The following is a 19850-nucleotide window of genomic DNA, read 5'->3' as shown; positions in this document are numbered from 1 at the left end:
GCCGGCATGGCCGTGAACCTGCGCGTCCCTAAGATCAAGTTCGCCCGGGCGAACTCCTCCGACAGCACCTACTCGCCGATTGCCACCTACTACATGATTCTGGTGGCCGCCCTGATGCTGGCGGGCTTCGGAGTGATCATGACTTTCTCCGCCACCGCGGTGCACAACATTTCGATGGAGCTGAACCCGTACCTGGTGTTCAGTCGCAACGTCGTCATCACGCTGGTGTCCCTGATAGCGGCGGTGGCGGCCTCTCGGTTCCGGCCCACCACAATCCGGCGGTGGTCCTGGGCGCTGTTTTTGGCCGCGCTGGTGTTCCAACTGATGGTGGTGCCGTTCGGTTACGCCCAGGGTGGGAACCAGAACTGGGTCCGGATCCCGGTGATCAACCAGATGATCCAACCCTCCGAGTTACTCAAGTTGGCCACCTGCCTAATGCTGGCTCAGGTGCTGGCCAACCTGGGGGAACGGGTCAATAACTGGAAGGCGGTAGCGGTCGGGGTCGGCCTGCCGGCCGTGGCGTCGCTCGGGGCCGTGATGCTGGGCCACGATATGGGCACCGCGCTGATTTTCCTGGCGATCACCGTGGGGGCGCTCTGGGTTGCCGGGGCTCCCCTGAAATGGTTCGGCGCTATTGGCCTGGCCGGGCTGGCCGCCTCCGCCGTCCTGGTGATGATGAACCCTTCGCGCCTGCGCCGCGTGATGGAGATCCTACCCGGACTTGGCTCCGCCCCCGATCCGTCCGCGCCCACCCAGACCGCCCAGGGCCTCTGGGCGCTCGGCTCCGGTGGCCTAATCGGGCTGGGCCCGGGGGCCTCGCGGGCCAAATGGAACTACCTGCAGGAAGCTGAGTCGGACTTCATTCTGGCCATCGTGGGGGAAGAGTTCGGCCTGATTGGGACCCTGACCCTGGTGGTTACCCTGGGCGTGCTGGTGTGGGGGACCCTGCGCCTGGCTAGTCATTCGCCCGATGCCTTTGTTCGAATCGCCTCCGGCGGGATCGCTGCCTGGCTGATCTTCCAGGGGTTCGTCAACATCGGCTCGGTGACCGGGCTGACCCCGGTGATCGGCGTGCCGTTCCCGCTGGTCTCCTACGGAGGTTCCGCCTTCCTGTTCACCGCCTTAGCTATCGGGGTGCTGCTGGCTTTCGCCCGCTCGGAAGCGGGCCTGACCGGCTGGTGGCGGAACCGGGCTGAGACCGGTCCCCGCGACCCGCGGGTGGCCCCCAAGCGCACCCGGGTGCGTCGCACCCGCTAGTTAACCCGATCGCTGTTGGGAGGAGTATCCGTGACAAAACGGCGAGTGCTGCTGGCCGGAGGGGGAACCGCCGGCCACGTCAACCCGCTGCTGGCAGTGGGCACCCGTCTGCGCGACCTAGGTTGGGACGTGCAGGTGTTGGGAACGGCCGAGGGGCTTGAATCCCAGCTGGTTCCCGCGGCGGGCTTCCCCCTGACAGTGGTCCCGAAGGTTCCCCTTCCCCGCAAGCCCTCCCCGCAGCTCCTCACCCTGCCCGGCCGCCTCGTCCACGCCCGGGAAGTGGCAAGTGAGGCGCTGTCCGGCGCGGAAGTAGTGATCGGCTTTGGCGGGTACGTCTCGGTACCGGCCTACTGGGCCGCTCGCAGCGCGAAGGTGCCCGTCGTGATTCACGAGCAAAATGCCCGTCCGGGCCTGGCCAACCGGTGGGCGGCTCGGTTTGCCGCCGCGGTGGCGGTGACTTTTGCCGGAACCGACCTGCGTGCCCGGCGCGGGCTGACCGAAACGACCGGGCTCCCGCTGCGAGCTCCGATTGCCGCCCTGGTGGCCAAGCGAGCCACCCCGACCGGGCTGGCCGAAGCCCGTGCGCGGGGAGCCGAGGCTCTGGGCCTCGACCCGGACCGGCCCACCCTCCTGGTTACGGGCGGATCCCTCGGGGCCCAGCACCTGAACGAGACCATGGTGCAGGCGGCTGAAATGCTGCCGGCCGAGGCGCAGGTGCTGCACTTGACCGGTAGGGGCAAAGACGGACCGGTGCGCGAGCACCTGCCCGCCTCGGTCCGTGATCGCTGGCAGGTCCGCGACTACCTGGCGACGATGGAAGACGCCCTGGCCGTGGCGGACCTGGTGGTCTGCCGCTCCGGGGCGGGGACCGTGGCGGAGCTGTCCGCCCTCGGGGTGCCCGCCATCTACGTCCCCCTCCCGATTGGCAACGGGGAGCAGCGCCTAAACGCGGCCGACGTGGTCGCGGCCGGAGGAGCGGAGCTGTTCGAGGACGCGGCCTTCTCTCAGGCTGTCGTCACCTCCACCGTCTTCCCGCTGCTGGCGGACGCCGAGCGCCGGGCCCGGATGGGGGAGGCCGCCCGGAATAGCTCGGTCGGAGACGGGACCGAAGCAGTCATCAACCTGGCACTGAAAGTGGCAAAAGCGTGAGCGAAGAGTACTACTTCATTGGAATTGGCGGGGCCGGGATGTCGGTGATCGCCGAGTTGCTCTGGCAGGAAGGCTACCGCGTGTCGGGCTCGGACCGGCAGGATTCGGCGGTGTTGGATCGGCTCCGCGCCCGCGGCATCACCGCCCACGCCAGTCATGACGCCCACCAGGTTCCCCCCGAGGCGGTGGTGGTGGTTTCCTCCGCCATTCGGGAAACCAACCCGGAGCTGGCACAGGCACGCGCCCGCGGCCAGCAGGTGCTGCACCGCTCGGAGGCGTTGGCGCTTGCGGCCCGGGGCAAACGCTTCGTCGCGGTAGCCGGGGCACACGGCAAAACTTCCACCTCCGCCCTGTTGACCCAGGCCCTGGTGGCCTGCGGAGCCGACCCATCGTGCGCGCTGGGCGGCCCGATCCTGGGTCTCGACTCGGGTGCGCTGCTGGGGCAGGGCGACATTTTCGTCGCCGAAGCGGACGAGTCGGACGGCTCGTTCCTGAACTACCGGCCCACGGTCGCCCTGGTGACGAACATCGAAGCTGACCACCTGGACCACTTTGGTTCGATCGAAGCGTTCGAGGGGATCTTCTTCGAATTTGCCCAGCGGATTGTCCCCGGGGGAGCGCTGATCTGCTGCGCCGAGGACCCGGGGTCGGCTCGCCTGGCCGCTCGGGCCCGGACCGAGCTGACAGAGCTGACGGTGCTGACCTACGGACGGGCTGAGTACGCCCCCGACCTGGTTCTGACCGACGATTGGGCGAATGCGTCCGGCTCCGGGGGAACGGTGACCGTGGCCGCCGAACCGGAACTGCGGGCCGACCTGAACCTGCAGGTGACCGGGGCCCACAACGTGCTGAACGCGACCGGTGCCTGGGGGGCGGGGCTGGCGCTCGGCTTCGAGCCGACCCAGTTTGCCGAGGCCCTGGGGGCATTTCGCGGGGCGGGTCGCCGGTTCGAAACCAAGGGCGTGGTGGCGGGACGACGGGTAATCGTCGACTACGCCCACCACCCGACCGAGATTGAGGCGGCCCTGAAGCAGGCGAGACTGGTGGCCGGGACCGGCCGGGTCGTGGTGGTGTTCCAGCCGCACCTGTACTCCCGGACCCTGAACTTTGCGGATCGGTTTGCCCGGATTTTGGCCGAGGCCGACCGGGTGGTCCTAGCTGATATTTACGCGGCCCGGGAGGATCCAATGCCCGGGGTCAGCTCGCAACTGGTGGTGGATCGGCTGCTCCAGGCGGGGGTGGACGTCGAGTATCGGGCGGGCGCCACCGTGAACGAGTCGGCGCTGCTCGGGGCCGAACTGTGCGCCCCGGGCGACCTGCTGCTGCTGGTGGGCGCCGGCGACATCAACCAGGGGGCCGACGCGGTGCTGGACTATTGGGAGCGGGTGTGAAGCCGCCGGGTCCGCCTCGTCGTCCTCGCACCGATCCGAAGGCGCCGTCCTCGGCCAGTCCCAAGCCGGCCAGTCCCAAGCCGGCCACCCCTAAACCTGCTGTTTCCAAACCTGCTGGCCAGCCGCCGCGGGTGAGCCAGGCGCCGGCGAAGGTGGCGCAGCCGGCCCCGACCGGAGCGGTGGCAACGGCCGCAGAACGCGAGGGCTTGGCAAAAAAGTGGCAGCAGGACCAGCCGAGTCAGCTGCAGGAGCGCCAGCAGGAGAAGAAACGGGCTCGCAGACACCTGCGGTTGGTGAACCTGGTCCGGGTGGCTGCCTTCGCCGCACTGGTGGGCCTGATCGTCTGGGTGGTGGGATTTTCGCCGCTGTTGGCGGTGCGCGCCGACCACGTGGAGGTGAGCGCCCAGAGCGGGGAGGTCAACACCGCCCCGGTGGAGGCGCGCGTCAGCCAGGAGGTGGGCACCCCGCTCGCCCGAGTGAACACTCGCCAGCTCCAATCCGACATTCTGGCCGATCCCTCGATCAGCACCGCGCAGGTACACCGGGTGTGGCCGAACGGGCTCTCGGTGGGACTGACCCCGCGTCAGCCGGTCATGGCCGTCCATGTCGGCTCCGCCTACCAGCGGATGGGGCCGGACGGAGTGGTGATTGACGAGGTGGCCGAGCCGCCTGCCGGGCTGATCCTGGTGGAGGCCGGGGGGAAGGCCCTGGGGGAAACCCAGGTGGACCTGGTCCTGGCCCTGTGGCAGGTGCTGCCCGAGGCGATTAGGGCGCGCGTGGTGGCGATTGAGTTGGCCGGCACCAACTTCACCCTCACCCTGGACGGCGGAGCCAAGGTGATTTGGGGCGACTCCAGCCAGGCCGAACTCAAAGGACAGGTGTTGGGGCTGCTGCTGGGTCAGCGCGAAGCGAGCGTGTACGACGTATCGACGCCGGATCGCCCATCCATCAAATAGGCTTCCTTCGACACACCCGGCGATGCCCTTGTGTCGAGGTCCGTGGCCCATTACCTTCAAGGCGCAAAGATAGACCGTAACTTTGACCTTCAAGTAAAGGTTGAGGATTGGCTTCAGGGGGACGAGTGGCAACTCCGCAAAACCATCTGGCAGTAATCAAGGTAGCCGGCGTCGGTGGCGGCGGTGTCAACGCTGTCAACCGAATGATCGAGGTGGGACTCAAAGGGGTCGAGTTCATCGCGATCAACACCGACGCCCAGGCCCTGCTTATGTCGGACGCTGAGACAAAGTTGGACATTGGCCGGGACCTGACCCACGGCTTGGGGGCCGGGGCAGATCCGAACGTGGGGCGCAAAGCCGCCGAAGACCACGTCGAAGAGATCGCCGAAAGCCTCCAGGGGGCCGACATGGTCTTCGTCACCGCGGGGGAGGGGGGCGGCACCGGTACCGGTGGAGCTCCCGTCGTCGCCCGGGTGGCGCGGGAAGCCGGCGCCCTCACCGTCGGGGTGGTGACCCGACCCTTCAGCTTCGAGGGGAATCGCCGCTCGGCTCAGGCAGAAACCGGGATTACCGACCTGGCCAAAGAGGTAGACACCCTGATCGTCATTCCCAACGATCGGTTGCTGGAGATCTCGGATCGCAACATCTCCGTGTTGGACGCCTTCCGGGCAGCCGACCAGGTGCTGCTCTCCGGGGTCCAGGGGATTACCGAGCTGATCACCACCCCGGGCATCATCAACGTGGACTTCAACGACGTCAAGTCCGTCATGCAGGATGCCGGCTCCGCCCTGATGGGAATGGGGGCCGCCACCGGCGAAGACCGGGCCCTGCGGGCGGTCGAAACCGCGGTTTCCTCTCCGCTGCTGGAAGCTTCCATCGACGGAGCGCACGGCGTCCTGGTCTTCATCCAGGGCGGCTCGAACCTGGGTCTGCACGAGGTCAGCGAGGCGGTCACGCTGGTCCAGCAGGCCTCTCACCCGTCGGCCAACATCATCTTCGGTCACGTTTACGACGACTCGCTGGGTGACGAGTTCCGGGTCACCGTCATCGCGGCCGGCTTCGATGCCCAGAAGGCCGCGGAGGCGGGGTTGCCCGCTGCCGCTTCCAAGCCGATTCAGGAGGTGGCTCCCGAGGTGAGCGCGCCGCTGGCGGCTCCGGTAGCGACTCCGGCCCCGGCTCCGGAAGTGAGCGCTCCGCGGGAGGCGGCCCCAACCGCCACCGCGCCGATTGCCGCTCCGGCTCACCGCGCTGAGCCGCAGGTACCGACCCGGACCGGTCCGATTCGGATCCGGCCGGCCACGGAGCCGACCCCCGCCGTCAAGCGGAGCGAGTCGTTTGTGGAGCCCAGAATCTTCGCCGATAACGACGATGAGGCGATCGACCTGGACATCCCGGACTTCCTTCGCTGATTCCTCTCCTGCCTGTGCCCCCGCCTGACGGCGGGGGCACAGTTTACTCTTCGGCCTCGACCCGGCTGGGGAGGGCGCAAAATTGCGCCGAACCTGCTCCGACATGCCGAGGAAGCTGACCGATCTCAGCGGGTTTGTCGTTTACGGTGGACTCAATGTCCCTGGCACAAAAGATGCGTTTCGAGGAGGATCATATGGCCGCTGGGTTGAACTGGGCGCTGGAGAAGATGGGCTGGCGCGTTCCGGAAGACGAACTGATCGAAGACGACTTCGCTCCGGTGGCCGAAGTTCACGAGTACCCGTTCTCAGCATTTGAACAGACCGTCCAGGAGGAAGCTCCCGTGAAAACCAGTATTGAGCGCGACTCCTACCTGAGTGAGTCTGCCGCCCAGGATGACCGCCGACGCATCGTCACCGTGCACCCGCGCAGCTTCTCCGATGCCCGCGTGGTGGCCGAATCTTTCCGCGACGGTATTCCGGTGATTATGAACCTGACCGATATGGACGACTCGGAAGCCCGCCGAATCATCGACTTTGCCGCGGGGCTGACCTTTGGTTTGCGCGGGGAAATTGAACGAGTGACAACTCGGGTATTCCTGCTTTCGCCCGAAGACACGGTGGTGAGCAACAGCCGGGTAGGACGGACCGCCAGTTACCGTTAGGCTGGGGGCGTGCTGCTAATAATCCTCGGGACAATTCTGTCCTTCCTGGCCTCGGCCTACACGTTGATCCTGTTGGCGCGCGTCGTGTTGGATTGGGCGCGCATCCTGGCTCCAAGGTGGCGGCCCACCGGGCCCCTGCTGGTGCTAGCCAACTTCGTCTACGCGGTGACCGATCCGCCACTGCGGTGGCTGCGCCAGTACATTCCCCCGCTCAGGTTGGGCAACATTGCCCTGGACGTGGGATTCCTAGTCCTTTTTGTGGCGGTGGCTCTCCTCGGCCGCCTGGGCCCGGTCCTGATCATGATGGGCAGATAGCCCGAAAAAGGAGCAAATCCAGGTCCAGACCTGGTGGATCATGTTGCATGTGTGCCTCTTGTGACTAAACTAAGTGCGAGGATCACTATCATTACGATATGCTCTAACACGTTGGAAGCGTTACAGAGTTGCAAGAGCCGTGATCGACACGATGAATCTATGAGGTGGAAAGATGGCGCTACTCACAGCCGAAGACGTGCTGGAAAAAAAGTTCCAGGTCGTCAAATTCCGCGAAGGGTATGACCAGGTAGAAGTTGACGAGTTCCTCGATGAAGTCGTTGCCACGGTCTACGCCCTTCAGGTCGAAAACAGCGAGCTGAAGGACCAGCTGGAAGCAGCCAACCGGCGGATCGCCGAACTGTCCTCCGGCCACCCGGTCGAAGTTGCGCCCGCCCCCGTGGTGGAAGAGCCGGTCGTTGCCGCTCAGCCCGAGCCGGCCCCGGTCGCCGCCCCCTCGCAGGAGGATCACGCTTCCGCCACCTCGATGCTGGCTCTGGCCCAGCGCCTGCACGACGAGTACGTCAATGACGGTCGGGCAGAGGGTGAACGGATCATCTCCGAAGCCCGTCAGCGCGGCGACGAGATCGTGCGCGAGGCCGAGGGTCGCCGTGACTCGGTCCTGACCCAGCTGGATCAGGATCGCGGTCTGCTGGAAGAGAAGATCAACGAGCTGCGCAACTTCGAGTCGCAGTACCGCCGGTCCCTCACCGATCACCTGCAGACCCTGCTGCAGGAAGTTTCCTCGGAAAACTAAGCCGACTTATCGACTGCACCCCGCCTGGCCTTGCCGGCGGGGTGTACTCGCATGCCGTCCGCTATGATGGCAGAGCTGCCCGGACCGGGCGGCAACCATGCAACTGAGGGAGCGCATTTTGGCTGAACAAGAGGCGGAACGCACCGAGTCCACCGGGAAACACCTCTCCATGGGGTGGGTCATGCTGGGGGTGACCGCAGTGGCGATCATCCTGGATCAGCTGACCAAAATCTGGGCGGTCACCTCTCTTCCCGAAGACGGCAGTGCCCCCTACTCGTTCGGTTTCATCTCCCTGCGCCTGATCCGCAACCCGGGCGCCGCGTTCTCGCTGGGGGCCGGCTCCACCTGGGTGTTCACCATTATCTCCACCCTGGTGGTGATTGCGATCCTCTGGTGGGTAGCCAAAGGTAACGTGCAATCGGTCCTGCTGGCGGTGGTGCTGGGCCTGATCGCGGGTGGAGCGATTGGCAACCTGATTGACCGCCTCACCCAGCCGCCCGGCTTTGCCCAGGGACACGTAATCGACTTCATCGACTACAACGGGTTCTTCGTGGGCAACGTGGCTGACATCTGGATTGTCGGCGGCGCCCTGGGCCTGGTGCTCTACTTTGCGCTGCACCGCGAGACCCCGGAAGTTACCGATGAGTGAAGTGCGGGAACTGCCGGTCCCAGAAGGACTGGTTGGGGAGCGGGTCGACGCGGCGCTTTCCCGCCTGCTGGGCCTGTCCCGGGTCCAGGTCACCGACCTGCTGGCCGAGGGCCGAATTGAGGTGAACGGGCAGGTTCCGACCAAGTCGGCCCGCCTGCACTCAAATGACTGGCTGCGGGTCGAGCTGCCCAGCCCGGAGGAAAAACCCACCCCGGTGGTGGAAATGCAGATTCTCTACGACGACGAGGACCTGGTGGTGGTGAACAAGCCGGTGGGCGTGGCCGCCCATACCGGGCCGGGTTGGGACGGCCCGACCGTGCTTGGAAACCTGGAGGCCGCGGGCTTTCGGATTGCTTCCGGTGGCCCCCCGGAGCGGCAAGGAATCGTCCAGCGCCTGGACGTGGGCACCACCGGCGCGATGATGGTGGCCAAGTCGGAACGGGCCTACTCGGTCCTGAAGCAGGCCTTCCGGGACCGAACGGTTGACAAGCGCTACCACGCGATTATTTCCGGCCACCCGCAGAACCTTCACGGAACGGTCGACGCGCCGATTGGGCGCCACCCCTCTCGTCAGTGGCGGATGGCCGTGCTGGAGGGAGGCAAGCCGGCCCGCACCCACTACGACGTGATCGAGCTGATGCCGGGGGCCGCACTGCTCGACATCGGCCTGGAGACGGGTCGCACCCACCAGATTAGGGTTCACATGGCGGCCCTGGGCCACCCGATTGTGGGGGACACCTTCTACGGGGCGGATCCGGTCCAAGCGGAGCGCCTCGGCCTGACCCGCCAGTGGCTGCACGCCTACTCGGTGGGGTTCACCCACCCGCGCACCGAAGAGTACCTGGAGATTCAGGCGCCCTATCCGCAGGACCTGGTCGACGCCCTGGCCCAACTGAGAGGCGAGTCGTGAGCGAGCTGACCTTTCACCGCTACCCGGGCGGACAGGTGAGCCCCTGGTGGCCCCAGGCGTCGCAGCTGCGCTGGGACGTGTTTGTGCAGGAGCAGCAGGTGGCCCCGGTCCTAGAGTTGGACGCGCGCGATTACCGCCCCACCACCACCCACCTGGTGGGGGTGGACCGGGACGGAGTAGTCCAGGCGGCGGCTCGGATCCTGCCCGACGGCAACGGGGTGTTTCACCTGGGTCGTGTGGTGGTGAGGCAAACCGGTCGGGGCCGCGGCTGGGGCCGACAAATAATGGAGGCCGCTCACCGTGAGGTGGTCCACCTCCTTCCCCCGGGAACGACCGGACGCCTCGTCCTGGAAGCCCAGGTGCAGGCGATCGACTTCTACCGTTCCTGCGGATATCAGCCCACCGACGACCCCCGATTTTTGGATGCGGGCATCTGGCACCAGCGGATGGATCGCTCCATTGTGAGCAGCACGCCACCGGCTCGATGACCCCCGGGCGTGCTCGGCTGGACTAAACTCTGAGCCATGGCTTCGGACAGTTTCGTACACCTGCACAACCACACCGAGTACTCGATGCTGGACGGGGCGTCGCGAATCAAACCGATGGTGGCGGAGGCGGTTCGCCTGGGCCAACCGGCCCTCGGAATAACCGACCACGGGTACCTGTTTGGCGCCTACGAGTTCTACCGCGAATGCACCGCGCAGGGGATCAAACCGATCATTGGGCTCGAGGCTTACATTACGCCCGGCACCTCCCGTTTCGATCGGCACAAGCAGCTGTGGGGGGAGCCCTGGCAGCGCGACGACGATGTCTCGGCGGGCGGAGCCTACACCCACCTGACCCTGCTGGCGCACTCCACCGAAGGCGTAATCAACCTGTTCCGGCTGGGTTCGGAGGCTTCGCTGGACGGCCAAATGGGCAAGTGGCCCCGCGCCGACCGGGAGCTGATTGAGCGCTACCACGAGGGGATTACCGTGCTGACGGGGTGCCCCTCCTCGGCCATCCAAACCCGAATGCGACTCGGACAGTGGGACGAGGCGGTCCGGGAGGCTTCCGAGTTGCGCGACATCTTTGGACCCGAGAACTTCTACGTGGAGCTGATGGACCACGGGATTGACCTGGAGCGACGGACCCGACAGGACCTGCTGCGCCTGGCCGACATGTTCGACGCGCCGCTGGTGGTCACCAACGACTCCCACTACGTTCGCAAAGAGGATTCGCGGACGCAGGAGGCGATGCTGGCGATCAACTCGGGGTCCACCTTCCTGGAGGAACCAAAGGTGCGCCACCCCGACGGAACCGTCACCGGCTCCCGGTTTGTGTTCGAGGGGGAGGGGTACTACATCCGCTCCTCTGAGGAGATGCGGCGCGACTGGGCGGACCTACCTCAGGCGCTCAACTCCACCCTGGAGATTGCAGAGAAGTCGCAGGTGCATTTCCGCACCACCGATGAGGGCGCCAACTACATGCCGAACTTCCCCACCCCCGAAGGGGAAGATGAGACCTCCTGGTTCATCAAAGAGGTGGAGCGGGGCCTGCGCCGGCGCTTCCCCGATCATATTCCCTCCGAGGTGCGGGAGCGGGCCAACTTTGAGTCCGACGTGATCATCTCCATGGGCTTCCCGGGTTACTTCCTGGTGGTGGCAGACTTCATCAACTGGGCCAAGGAACACGGGATCCGAGTGGGTCCCGGCCGCGGATCCGGGGCCGGGTCGATGGTGGCCTACGCCATGGGGATCACCGAACTGAACCCGCTTCACCACGGGCTGCTGTTTGAGAGGTTCCTGAACCCCGAGCGCGTCTCCATGCCCGACTTTGACGTCGACTTCGACGAACGTCGGCGCGACGAGGTGATCGAGTACGTCCGGCGCAAGTACGGTGACGACCGGGTGGCGCAGGTGGTCACCTACGGCACGATTAAGACCAAGCAGGCGCTGAAGGACTCGGCCCGGATCCTCGGCCGTGACTTCCAGACGGGGGAGCGGCTAACCAAGGCCCTGCCCCCCTCGGTGATGGGGAAAGATATTCCGGTCAAGGGGATCTTTGACGAGTCGCACCCGCGCTACGCGGAGGCGTCCGAGTTCCGCAAACTCTACGAGGAGTCCCCGGACCTGCACGAAGTGGTCGACATGGCCCTGTCACTGGAGGGGTTGACCCGCCAGTGGGGGGTTCACGCCTGCGCGGTGATCATGTCCTCCCACACTCTGACCGACATCATTCCGCTGATGAAGCGCCCGCAGGACGGGGCCATCATCACCCAGTTCGACTACCCCACCTGCGAGGCCCTCGGGCTGCTGAAAATGGACTTCCTGGGCTTGCGGAACCTGACCGTAATCTCCGACGCGCTGGACAATATCGCGCTGAACGGGAAGGAACTGCCGGACCTAAACGAGCGGGACCTGGACGACCGGCGCACCTACGAGTTGCTCAGCCAGGGCGACACGCTGGGGATCTTCCAGCTCGATGGCGGGGGCATGCGCGAACTGCTGCGCCTGATGCAGCCGGACAACTTCGAGGACATTTCCGCGGTTGGTGCGCTTTACCGCCCCGGCCCGATGGGCGCCGACTCGCACACCAACTATGCGCTGCGGAAGAACGGGCGCCAGGAGATCACCCCGATCCACCCCGAACTGGCCGAGCCGCTGAAAGACATCCTGGGTACCACCTACGGTCTGATCGTCTACCAGGAACAGGTGATGCAGATTGCCCAGAAGGTGGCCGGGTATTCCCTGGGGCAGGCAGACATGCTCCGCCGCGCCATGGGCAAAAAGAAGAAGGAAATTCTGGACCGGGAGTTCGAACCCTTCAAGGCGGGCATGCTTGAGCGGGGATACTCGATGGAGGCGATTGAGGAGCTGTGGGGCATCCTGGTGCCCTTCTCCAACTACGCCTTCAACAAGTCGCACTCGGCCGCCTACGGGCTGGTCTCCTACTGGACCGCCTACCTGAAGGCCAACTATCCGACCGAGTACATGGCCGCCCTGCTCACCTCAACCAAGGAGAACAAGGACCGGCGCGCCATCTACCTGGCCGAGTGCCGGCACATGGACATCACCGTGTTGACCCCGGACGTCAACACCTCAAAAGGCAACTTCGTGGCCGACGGGGAGAACATCCGTTTTGGCCTGTCCTCAATTCAAAACGTGGGCAACAACGTGGTGGAGGCAATTGTCGCCACCCGGGAGGAAAAAGGCGCCTTCGAGTCGTTCCGGGACTTCCTGGACAAGGTCCCCCAGGTGGTCTGCAACAAGCGGACCATCCAGTCGCTGATCAAAGCGGGTGCCTTCGACTCGCTGGGGCACACTCGCCGCGCACTGCTGTCCATTTCGGACGAGGCGGTCGACTCGGTCATCGACGTCAAGCGCAACGAGGCTCACGGCCAGTTCGACCTGTTTGCGGGCCTGGGCGGAGAGGACGAGGGGGCGGCCGGCCTGGCCATTACCGTCCCGGACATCCCCGAGTGGGACCGGAAGCAGAAGTTGGCGTTCGAGCGGGAAATGCTCGGCCTGTACGTGTCGGACCACCCGCTGCGCGGCATCGCCCACTCGCTCAGCCGCTATCAGGACCAGCAGATTGCCGCGATCCTGGATGCGGGCGACGACTTTGACGGCAAACAGGTCAAGGTAGCGGGGCTGATCTCATCCCTCCAAACCCGAATCACGAAGAACGGTGCCCCCTGGGCAATCGTGACGGTGGAGGACCTGGCCGGCTCGATCGAGGTGCTGTTCTTCCCGCGCCAATACGAGAAGGTTCAGCACCTGCTGGCAGAGGATGCCCTGGTCCAAGTTGAGGGGCGGGCCTCCCTGCGCAACGACGCCGTCTCCATCACCGGCAACAACCTGCGGGTGCTGGAACTGCGAGAGGACAACAACAACCCGGTCGAGATTCGACTTGATCCCAGCCAGTGCCTGCCCGCGGTGCTCCAGCAGGTGCGTCAGGCGCTGCTGAACTATCCGGGTCCGCAGCAGGTCCGGGTGCACCTGGTGGAGGGGCGGAAGACCTCGATCATTCAGCTGGACGACCGGCTGCGAGTGGCCGGCACCTCCTCGCTGATTTCCGAGCTGAAAGCGATTTTGGGACCGGCCGCGGTCACCCACTAGGCGGGGCCCCGGCCGGCGCGAGGGGACTAGTTGTCCTCGGGGGCTCCCACCCGGGCCCCGGCCGAGCCGGTCGGCCACCGGACCACCACCTCGTCCCCGGGGGCCAGCTGGCGTCCCCGGCGGGTGTCCACCTGCCCGTTGACCTCCACGTCGCCTTCCTGGATCAGGGTGCGGGCCTGCGCCCCGTCCTCCACCAGACCGGTCAGTTTCAGGAACTGGCCGAGGCGGATGGTGCCGGAGACGGTCACGGTTGGGAGCTGGGACATGTGTTCCTCCTGTTCGGGACCAGTGTAGCCGGTCCGTCCCCCGGGCACCCCTGCCATTAGAGCCCACCGGACCGCTACCATTTGAGGCGTGAAACTGATCGATCTGAGGGGACTGGACCGCCGGGTGGCGGCCGCCACCCCGCTGCCGCGCCCAGAAGTCGACATCAATCGAGCGGTGGAACTGGTCCATCCGCTCTTGAACCGGGTCAAAACTGAAGGCGGGGCGGCCCTGTACGACCTGGCCGAACGCTTTGACGGGGTTCGACCCCAGCAGTTGCGCGTCCCGGCGGACGCGTTGGCCCGGGCTGCCGAAGAGCTGCCCGCCGACCTGCGGGCCGCGCTCGAACTGGCGATCAAGCACACCCGACGGGCCCACGAGGCCCAGCTGCCCGCTCCGGCCGTGACCGAAGTTATTCCCGGCGGCTTTGTCCGCCAGCGGTGGGTGCCGCTGCGCCGCGTGGGCCTGTACGTGCCCGGGGGCCTGGCCGTCTACCCCTCCTCCGTGGTGATGAACGTGGTCACCGCCCAGGTCGCCGGGGTGGACTCCGTGGTGGTGGCCTCACCGCCGCAGAAGGAATTCGGCGGTCTGCCGCACCCGACCGTGCTGGCGGCCTGCGCCCTGCTCGGGGTGGACGAGGTGATTGCGGCCGGCGGCTCCCAAGCGGTGGGCGCGTTGGCCTACGGCTTCTCCGACGGTGACTACCGGTGCGAGCCGGTGGACAAGGTGGCCGGGCCGGGCAACATTTACGTGGCCGCGGCCAAACGTGTAGTGCAGGAGGTGTGCGGCATCGACGCGGAGGCCGGCACCACCGAAATCGCTATTTTGGCTGACGAAACCCCGGATCCGCGCTACGTGGCCGCCGACCTCATCAGCCAGGCTGAACACGACCCGGCGGCGGCGTCCGTGCTGGTCACCGACTCGCCCGCCCTGGCCGAGGCGGTCCAGGCCGCGCTGGAACCTCTGATCGAGAGCACCCGGCACCGGGAGCGGATCCGGACCGCTCTGGGCGGACCCCAATCCGGAATCGTTCTGGTGGACGACCTGGAAGTGGGGGAGGCCGTGATCGAGGCCTACGCCCCCGAACACCTGGAGGTGCTGACCGCCGACGCCCGCGAACGAGCCAACCGGATCCGCCACGCGGGGGCCATCTTCGTCGGGCCCTTCTCGCCGGTGCCGCTCGGCGACTACCTGGCCGGATCCAATCACGTCCTCCCCACCGGGGGAACGGCCCGCTACGCGGCGGGTCTGAACGTGACCCAGTACCTGCGTTCGGTTCAGGTGATTGAGTACGACCGGGCAGCCCTGGCTTCGCTGGCCCGCCCGCTGAGCGTGCTGGCAGAGGCGGAAAACCTGCCGGCCCACGGCCTGACCGTGCGCCTGCGGGGGGAGGAGCCCGACTCGGCCGCTGATCGCCCAGCCGCCCCCGTGCGCCTGCCGGTGCGCCCCGACCTGGCTGCGGTGGAGCCCTACGGCGCACCCCAGCTGGAGGTCCCGGTCCGTCTGAACGTGAATGAGAACCCCTACCGGCCCGGCCCCGAAGTGGTCGAGTCGGTCACCGAGCGGATCCGCGGGGCGATGACCGGGCTCAACCGGTACGCCGACCGCGATGCGACCGAGCTGCGGGCCGGCCTGGCCCGCTACCTGGCCCGGGAGAGCGGGGTTGAGCTGGCCGTCGACCAGGTGTGGGCGGCCAACGGCTCCAACGAAATCATGCTGCAGTTGCTGTCGGCTTTTGGCGGGCCCGGCCGAATCGCCCTGGGAGCCGCCCCGACCTACTCCATGTACCAGGAGTACGCGCGCGACACCTTCACCGACTGGGAGCTGCTGGCCCCGCCCGCCGACGGGGGACTGTTCCCCGGGGTGCAGGTGGACCGGGTGATCGAGGCCCTCCACCGGGTCCGCCCGGCCGTGTTCTTCCTGCCGAACCCGAACAATCCCACCGGGCAGATGGTTCCGCTGACAGAGATTGAGCGGCTGCTGGAGGCAGCCCGCTGGAGCGGCCCCACCGTGGATGGCGAACCGAGCGCCACCCTGATCGTGGTGGATGAGGCCTACGCCGAGTTCCGCCAGCCGAGCACCGCCTCGGCCCTGACCCTGCTGGAGCGATACCCGCACCTGGTGGTCACCCGAACCATGTCGAAGGCATTTGCGGCTGCGGGCCTGCGCCTGGGCTACCTGGCGGCGGACCCCGCGCTGGTCTACGAAATCCAGAAGGTGCGCCTGCCCTACCACCTGTCCCTGCTCACCCAGGCGGCAGCCACGGCGGTGCTGGAACACACCGACGCGCAGCTGGCTCAGGTGGCCCTCCTGCGCGGTGAGCGCGAGCGCCTGGCCGACTGGCTGCGCCGGCAGGGCTACCGGGTGGCCCCCTCAGAAGCCAACTTCCTGCTGTTCGGCCCGTTGGAGGACCGCGAGTCGGTCTGGCAGCAGCTGGTGGACCGCGGCGTGCTGATCCGAATTGTTGGCCCAGCCGGGTGTCTGCGGGTTACTGTAGGCACACCGGAGGAGAACGAGCGCTTCCGAACCGCACTAGTGGAGGTAACCCAGTGACCGAGCCGCGCCTAGCCACCGCCCACCGAGAGACGTCCGAATCGACCGTGTCCGTGCGGGTAAACCTGGATGGAACCGGTCGTCCGCAGATCGACACCGGGGTGCCGTTCTACGACCACATGCTCACGGCTCTGAGCCGCCACTCCCTGATCGACCTGGACGTGAAGTCGGTCGGCGACACGCACATTGACGTCCACCACACCGTGGAGGACACCGCGATCGTGCTGGGGCAGGCGCTGGCGGCTGCACTGGGGGACAAGCGGGGGATTCGCCGCTACGGCACCGGGTTTGCCCCGCTGGACGAGGCGTTGGCCCGAGCCGTGGTGGACCTGGCCGGGCGCCCCTACGTGGTGTGCCAGGGTGAGCCGGCCGGGCAGGAGTACCACCTGATCGGGGGACACTTCACCGGCTCGATGACCCGGCACGTGTTCGAGTCGTTCGCGTTCAACGCCGGCATCTGCCTGCACGTGGAGCTCCTGTCGGGGCGGGACCCGCACCACATCGTGGAGGCCCAGTTCAAGGCGTTGGCGTTGGCCCTGCGGGAGGCGGTTGCCCTGGACCCGCGCGTCAGCGGCGTGCCCTCGACCAAGGGAAGTCTGTAGGCAATGGCCGAACAGGACTGGGAGGAAGAGTTCCGCCGGCTGACCGGTGAGCTGGGTGAGGACGAGGCGTTGCAGGTCGACCCGCCCGATCACCTGGAACAAGGGCGCCTGTGCGTGGCACTGGTGCTGGCTCCCTTTGCCAACCCGAGCCCGCTCAGGGCCCTGCTGCAGCTGACCAAAGCCACCGCCGAGGTGGTCCAGTTGGAGACCTTCAGCGCGGTCTGGCTGGAGCTTCCCGATGCCGCCACCGAGGAGGAGGAGATGGCCGCGTTCCTGACCGGGACCCGGCCTGTGCCCGCCGAGGTGGACCGGATTGCCCGGGTCCTGTCTAAGCTGACCCGCCACGGGGCGGTCGCCCTGCTGTCCACCCTGTTCGAAAACGCGGGGATGGAGCCGGGAGTGTCCGGCCAGATCACCGCCAAGCGCTACGTGGCCGGTGAACCCGAAGAGGACCTGGATGCGGGACTGATCCTGAACACGCTGGGAGAAAAGGGCGAGGATCTGCTGCTGGGGCGCAAACGCCCCGAGGACTACCCACCCGACGAACCCAAACGTGGATTCTTCCGGCGGGGAGGGGCCCGGCGGTGAGCGCACCCAACATTGCCGTCTTTGACTACGGCGCCGGCAACGTCTACTCCGCGGTTCACGCCCTGAGCCGGGTGGGGGCCGACGCGCACCTGACGCAGGATCCGGCCGAACTTGCCCAGGCCGACGGGGTGCTGGTGCCCGGGGTGGGCGCTTTTGGCTACGTGGCCGACCGGTTCCGGGCCCGTGGCGGCGAGCGGTGGCTCCGCTCCGCCCTGGAGGTGGGCCAGCCGGTGCTGGGCGTGTGCGTGGGGATGCAAATCCTGTTTGAGGACTCAACCGAGCTGGGGGAGCACCGGGGACTGGGCGCCCTCTCGGGCACGGTGGACCGGCTCCCGGCCCCGCGGCTACCCCACATCGGGTGGGCCTCGGTGGTGGCCCCGGCACAAACTCAGCTGCTGTCCGGTCTGGACGGAGCCTACTTCTACTTTGTGCACTCCTACGCCCGCCTGGCTGGCACCCCGGTGACCAACCTGGTGCACCCGGACCTGCCGGTGGCCGTCGCCGAACTGTCCTACGGGGCCCCCTTTGCGGCCGCGGTCGAATCAGGCAGCCTGTGGGGCACCCAGTTCCACCCGGAAAAGTCCGGCGAACCGGGACTGGCCCTGCTGGAAAACTGGCTGCGCCAAATCAGCAACTAACGAAAGGCACCCATGCTGACGCTACTTCCCGCCATTGATGTCGTCGACGGCCAGGCCGTCCGCCTGCGCCAAGGTGAGGCCGGCTCGGAAACGGTCTACGGCGCCCCGGTTGAGGTGGCGGCCGACTTCGTCGCGGCCGGAGCCCAGTGGATCCACCTGGTGGACCTGGACGCTGCCTTTGGGCGCGGCTCCAATCTGGACCTGCTGCGCCAGATTATCGCGCAGGTGCCGATCAACGTGGAGCTGTCGGGGGGCATTCGGGATCAGGCCTCGCTGGAGGCTGCCCTGGAGTGCGGCGCCCGGCGGGTAAACCTGGGCACGGCCGCCCTGGAGGACCCGGAGTGGACCGAGCGGGCCATCGCCCAGTTCGGTGACCGGGTGGCGGTCGGCCTCGACGTGCGCGGGGAGACTCTGGCCGCGCGCGGCTGGACCCGGGAGGGGGGCAACCTCTGGGAGGTGCTGGCCCGCCTGGATGCGGCCGGGTGTGCGCGCTACGTGGTCACCGACGTGGAGCGGGACGGGATGCTGTCCGGCCCCAACGTGGAACTGCTGCGGGCCGTGTGCGCCCGAACTGACGCTCCCGTGATCGCTTCGGGCGGCGTCTCCAGCCTGGAGGACCTGCGGACCCTGCGGGGTCTGGTTGGCGACGGGGTCGAGGGCGCCATCGTGGGGAAGGCGCTGTACGCGGGCGCGTTCACCCTGGCCGAGGCACTCGCGGTGGCGGAGTAGCCGTGCCTTCTGCCCTGAACCCGGATAAGTTTGCCCGCCTGGCCCGTCGCCTCGCCTCCCGCCCCGACCGCTCCGACCACGGTCAGCTGCTCCCGGCCCTCGGGGCTGCCCTGGAGGTGGAGGAACTTGGTGACCGCCTCGCCCGGGTGGTGGCGGCCCTCGGCAGTGAACGCCTAATTGTGCCGGTCCCGGTGGAGGCCCACCCGGATCAGGCCGGCGGCGAGCACCGCCCGCAGGACCTGGATCCGGACTCTCAGATTCCCCTGGCCACCGACGAGCGAGACGGAGTCACCGCCATCGCGGTCTTTTCTTCGGCGGAGGCCCTGCGCCACTGGGACCGCGAGGCCCGGCCGTTGGCGCTGACCAGCCAGAAGGTGGCGATCACCGCGATTGCGACCGGGGTCCCCAGGTTGCGCCTGGACCCGGCCGATCAGTCCCTGCTGCTCGGCCGGCCGGCGGTGGAGGCATTAGCGGCGGGTGACCGGTGGCTGCCGGGTTGGGAGGACGAGTCGCTGCGGGCCCACCTGTCGGCGCGGGCCGCCGAGCTGGCTCCCTGGGCCAGTTTCGTCTCGGTCACCCTGCGGCCCAACCCCACCGGGCTGACGGTGGAGGTGAGCGCCGCCCCCCGGGAGGGTCACCGGCGGGTGCGGGAGGACTTCGCGGCCCTGCTGGCACAGCTGGGGCAAGACCCGCGCCTGGGAGCGGCCGCCGAAAGCGTCGAGTTCAACCCCCGCCTCGTCCACCTGGCGTAACGGTTGTGAGGGAACGCACCCGGTTGGTTCGGGAGGGGACTACTGGGCGACGGGCCGGACTGCTAAACTAGCCAAGGACCGTGAAAGGTACAACCAATCACGCAAGTGGAGTAATCCCACCTAGATACCCACCGCCAGGGGAAACTCAGCGGCAAGAGCCAGTTAGCTGGCC

19 protein-coding genes are annotated in these 19850 nt (G+C 67.1%); 18 read left to right on the top strand and 1 reads right to left on the bottom strand.

All coding sequences use genetic code 11. The features are described from left to right. The first annotated feature begins 6 nt into the window (after positions 1–6). From SAC06_RS06865 to dnaE, 12 genes are all read left to right on the top strand, one after another. The gene (locus SAC06_RS06865) at positions 7–1257 is read left to right on the top strand and encodes a putative peptidoglycan glycosyltransferase FtsW (protein WP_350257566.1); all 1251 of its coding nucleotides are present in this window, start codon (positions 7–9) and stop codon (positions 1255–1257) included. 30 nt (positions 1258–1287) lie between these two features. Further along, positions 1288–2406, top strand: coding sequence for an undecaprenyldiphospho-muramoylpentapeptide beta-N-acetylglucosaminyltransferase (gene murG / locus SAC06_RS06860; RefSeq protein ID WP_350257565.1), 1119 nt, complete (start codon positions 1288–1290; stop codon positions 2404–2406). Then, positions 2403–3797, top strand: a complete 1395-nt coding sequence (murC, locus tag SAC06_RS06855) for a UDP-N-acetylmuramate--L-alanine ligase (protein WP_350257564.1) — start codon at positions 2403–2405, stop codon at positions 3795–3797. The genes murG and murC overlap by 4 nt, the downstream gene beginning before the upstream one ends. A 131-nt stretch (positions 3798–3928) precedes the next feature. After that, positions 3929–4753 (top strand): cell division protein FtsQ/DivIB, encoded by an 825-nt coding sequence (locus SAC06_RS06850; RefSeq protein WP_350257563.1) that lies wholly within the window; start codon positions 3929–3931, stop codon positions 4751–4753. Between the two features lie 125 nt (positions 4754–4878). Continuing rightward, positions 4879–6162 carry a cell division protein FtsZ gene (ftsZ, locus tag SAC06_RS06845; RefSeq protein ID WP_350257562.1) on the top strand — a complete coding sequence of 428 codons (1284 nt, stop codon included), beginning with the start codon at positions 4879–4881 and terminating at the stop codon, positions 6160–6162. Between the two features lie 194 nt (positions 6163–6356). Then, positions 6357–6824, top strand: coding sequence for a cell division protein SepF (locus SAC06_RS06840; protein WP_350257561.1), 468 nt, complete (start codon positions 6357–6359; stop codon positions 6822–6824). A 9-nt stretch (positions 6825–6833) separates the two neighbouring features. After that, positions 6834–7139: a YggT family protein gene (locus tag SAC06_RS06835; RefSeq protein ID WP_350257560.1), complete on the top strand. Its 306-nt coding sequence runs from the start codon at positions 6834–6836 to the stop codon at positions 7137–7139. Positions 7140–7311: 172 nt separating this feature from the next. Beyond that, the gene (locus SAC06_RS06830; RefSeq protein ID WP_350257559.1) at positions 7312–7893 is read left to right on the top strand and encodes a DivIVA domain-containing protein; all 582 of its coding nucleotides are present in this window, start codon (positions 7312–7314) and stop codon (positions 7891–7893) included. Between the two features lie 118 nt (positions 7894–8011). Continuing rightward, positions 8012–8542: a signal peptidase II gene (gene lspA / locus SAC06_RS06825; RefSeq protein WP_350257558.1), complete on the top strand. Its 531-nt coding sequence runs from the start codon at positions 8012–8014 to the stop codon at positions 8540–8542. Next, positions 8535–9452, top strand: coding sequence for an RluA family pseudouridine synthase (locus tag SAC06_RS06820; protein ID WP_350257557.1), 918 nt, complete (start codon positions 8535–8537; stop codon positions 9450–9452). The genes lspA and SAC06_RS06820 overlap by 8 nt, the downstream gene beginning before the upstream one ends. Then, entirely contained in the window at positions 9449–9940 is a 492-nt protein-coding gene (locus SAC06_RS06815) for a GNAT family N-acetyltransferase (protein ID WP_350257556.1), read from the top strand. The genes SAC06_RS06820 and SAC06_RS06815 overlap by 4 nt, the downstream gene beginning before the upstream one ends. 36 nt (positions 9941–9976) lie before the next feature. Further along, on the top strand, positions 9977–13552 hold the full coding sequence (gene dnaE, locus SAC06_RS06810; protein WP_350257555.1) for a DNA polymerase III subunit alpha: 3576 nt from the start codon (positions 9977–9979) through the stop codon (positions 13550–13552). A 26-nt stretch (positions 13553–13578) separates the two neighbouring features. Here the strand turns inward: dnaE and SAC06_RS06805 are convergent, their stop codons facing one another. After that, a complete protein-coding gene (locus tag SAC06_RS06805; RefSeq protein WP_350257554.1) occupies positions 13579–13818 on the bottom strand; it encodes an RNA-binding S4 domain-containing protein in 240 nt (79 codons plus the stop codon). An 88-nt stretch (positions 13819–13906) separates the two neighbouring features. Here SAC06_RS06805 and SAC06_RS06800 point away from each other — a divergent pair, with 88 nt between their 5' ends. From SAC06_RS06800 to SAC06_RS06775, 6 genes are read left to right on the top strand one after another with little or no spacing between them, the layout of a single operon-like run. After that, positions 13907–16369 (top strand): histidinol-phosphate transaminase, encoded by a 2463-nt coding sequence (locus tag SAC06_RS06800; protein ID WP_350257553.1) that lies wholly within the window; start codon positions 13907–13909, stop codon positions 16367–16369. After that, entirely contained in the window at positions 16366–16971 is a 606-nt protein-coding gene (gene hisB / locus SAC06_RS06795; protein WP_350257552.1) for an imidazoleglycerol-phosphate dehydratase HisB, read from the top strand. The genes SAC06_RS06800 and hisB overlap by 4 nt, the downstream gene beginning before the upstream one ends. A gap of 3 nt (positions 16972–16974) precedes the next feature. After that, entirely contained in the window at positions 16975–17559 is a 585-nt protein-coding gene (locus tag SAC06_RS06790; protein ID WP_350257551.1) for a hypothetical protein, read from the top strand. After that, positions 17556–18197, top strand: a complete 642-nt coding sequence (gene hisH / locus SAC06_RS06785; protein ID WP_350257550.1) for an imidazole glycerol phosphate synthase subunit HisH — start codon at positions 17556–17558, stop codon at positions 18195–18197. Before SAC06_RS06790 ends, hisH begins: the two co-directional genes overlap by 4 nt. A 12-nt stretch (positions 18198–18209) precedes the next feature. Next, complete coding sequence (priA, locus tag SAC06_RS06780) at positions 18210–18926, top strand: bifunctional 1-(5-phosphoribosyl)-5-((5-phosphoribosylamino)methylideneamino)imidazole-4-carboxamide isomerase/phosphoribosylanthranilate isomerase PriA (RefSeq protein ID WP_350257549.1); 717 nt, start codon at positions 18210–18212, stop codon at positions 18924–18926. Positions 18927–18928: 2 nt separating this feature from the next. Further along, positions 18929–19678, top strand: a complete 750-nt coding sequence (locus SAC06_RS06775; protein ID WP_350257548.1) for an SseB family protein — start codon at positions 18929–18931, stop codon at positions 19676–19678. The last annotated feature ends 172 nt before the right edge of the window (positions 19679–19850 follow it).

It is taken from the genome of Scrofimicrobium sp. R131 (assembly GCF_040256745.1).
Lineage (GTDB): Bacteria > Actinomycetota > Actinomycetes > Actinomycetales > Actinomycetaceae > Scrofimicrobium > Scrofimicrobium appendicitidis.
The sequence above is the reverse complement of the archived record's forward strand: the minus strand, read 5'-3'. Positions and strand labels throughout refer to the sequence as shown.

What these genes read in the sequence shown, in the direction of transcription:
- priA (WP_350257549.1), top strand. Translation starts at nt 18,210, where the DNA reads ATGCTGACGCTACTTCCCGCCATTGATGTCGTCGACGGCCAGGCCGTC.
- dnaE (WP_350257555.1), top strand. Translation starts at nt 9,977, where the DNA reads ATGGCTTCGGACAGTTTCGTACACCTGCACAACCACACCGAGTACTCG.
- SAC06_RS06840 (WP_350257561.1), top strand. Translation starts at nt 6,357, where the DNA reads ATGGCCGCTGGGTTGAACTGGGCGCTGGAGAAGATGGGCTGGCGCGTT.
- SAC06_RS06830 (WP_350257559.1), top strand. Translation starts at nt 7,312, where the DNA reads ATGGCGCTACTCACAGCCGAAGACGTGCTGGAAAAAAAGTTCCAGGTC.
- SAC06_RS06820 (WP_350257557.1), top strand. Translation starts at nt 8,535, where the DNA reads ATGAGTGAAGTGCGGGAACTGCCGGTCCCAGAAGGACTGGTTGGGGAG.
- SAC06_RS06805 (WP_350257554.1), bottom strand. Translation starts at nt 13,818, where the DNA reads ATGTCCCAGCTCCCAACCGTGACCGTCTCCGGCACCATCCGCCTCGGC.
- SAC06_RS06865 (WP_350257566.1), top strand. Translation starts at nt 7, where the DNA reads ATGGCCGTGAACCTGCGCGTCCCTAAGATCAAGTTCGCCCGGGCGAAC.
- SAC06_RS06790 (WP_350257551.1), top strand. Translation starts at nt 16,975, where the DNA reads ATGGCCGAACAGGACTGGGAGGAAGAGTTCCGCCGGCTGACCGGTGAG.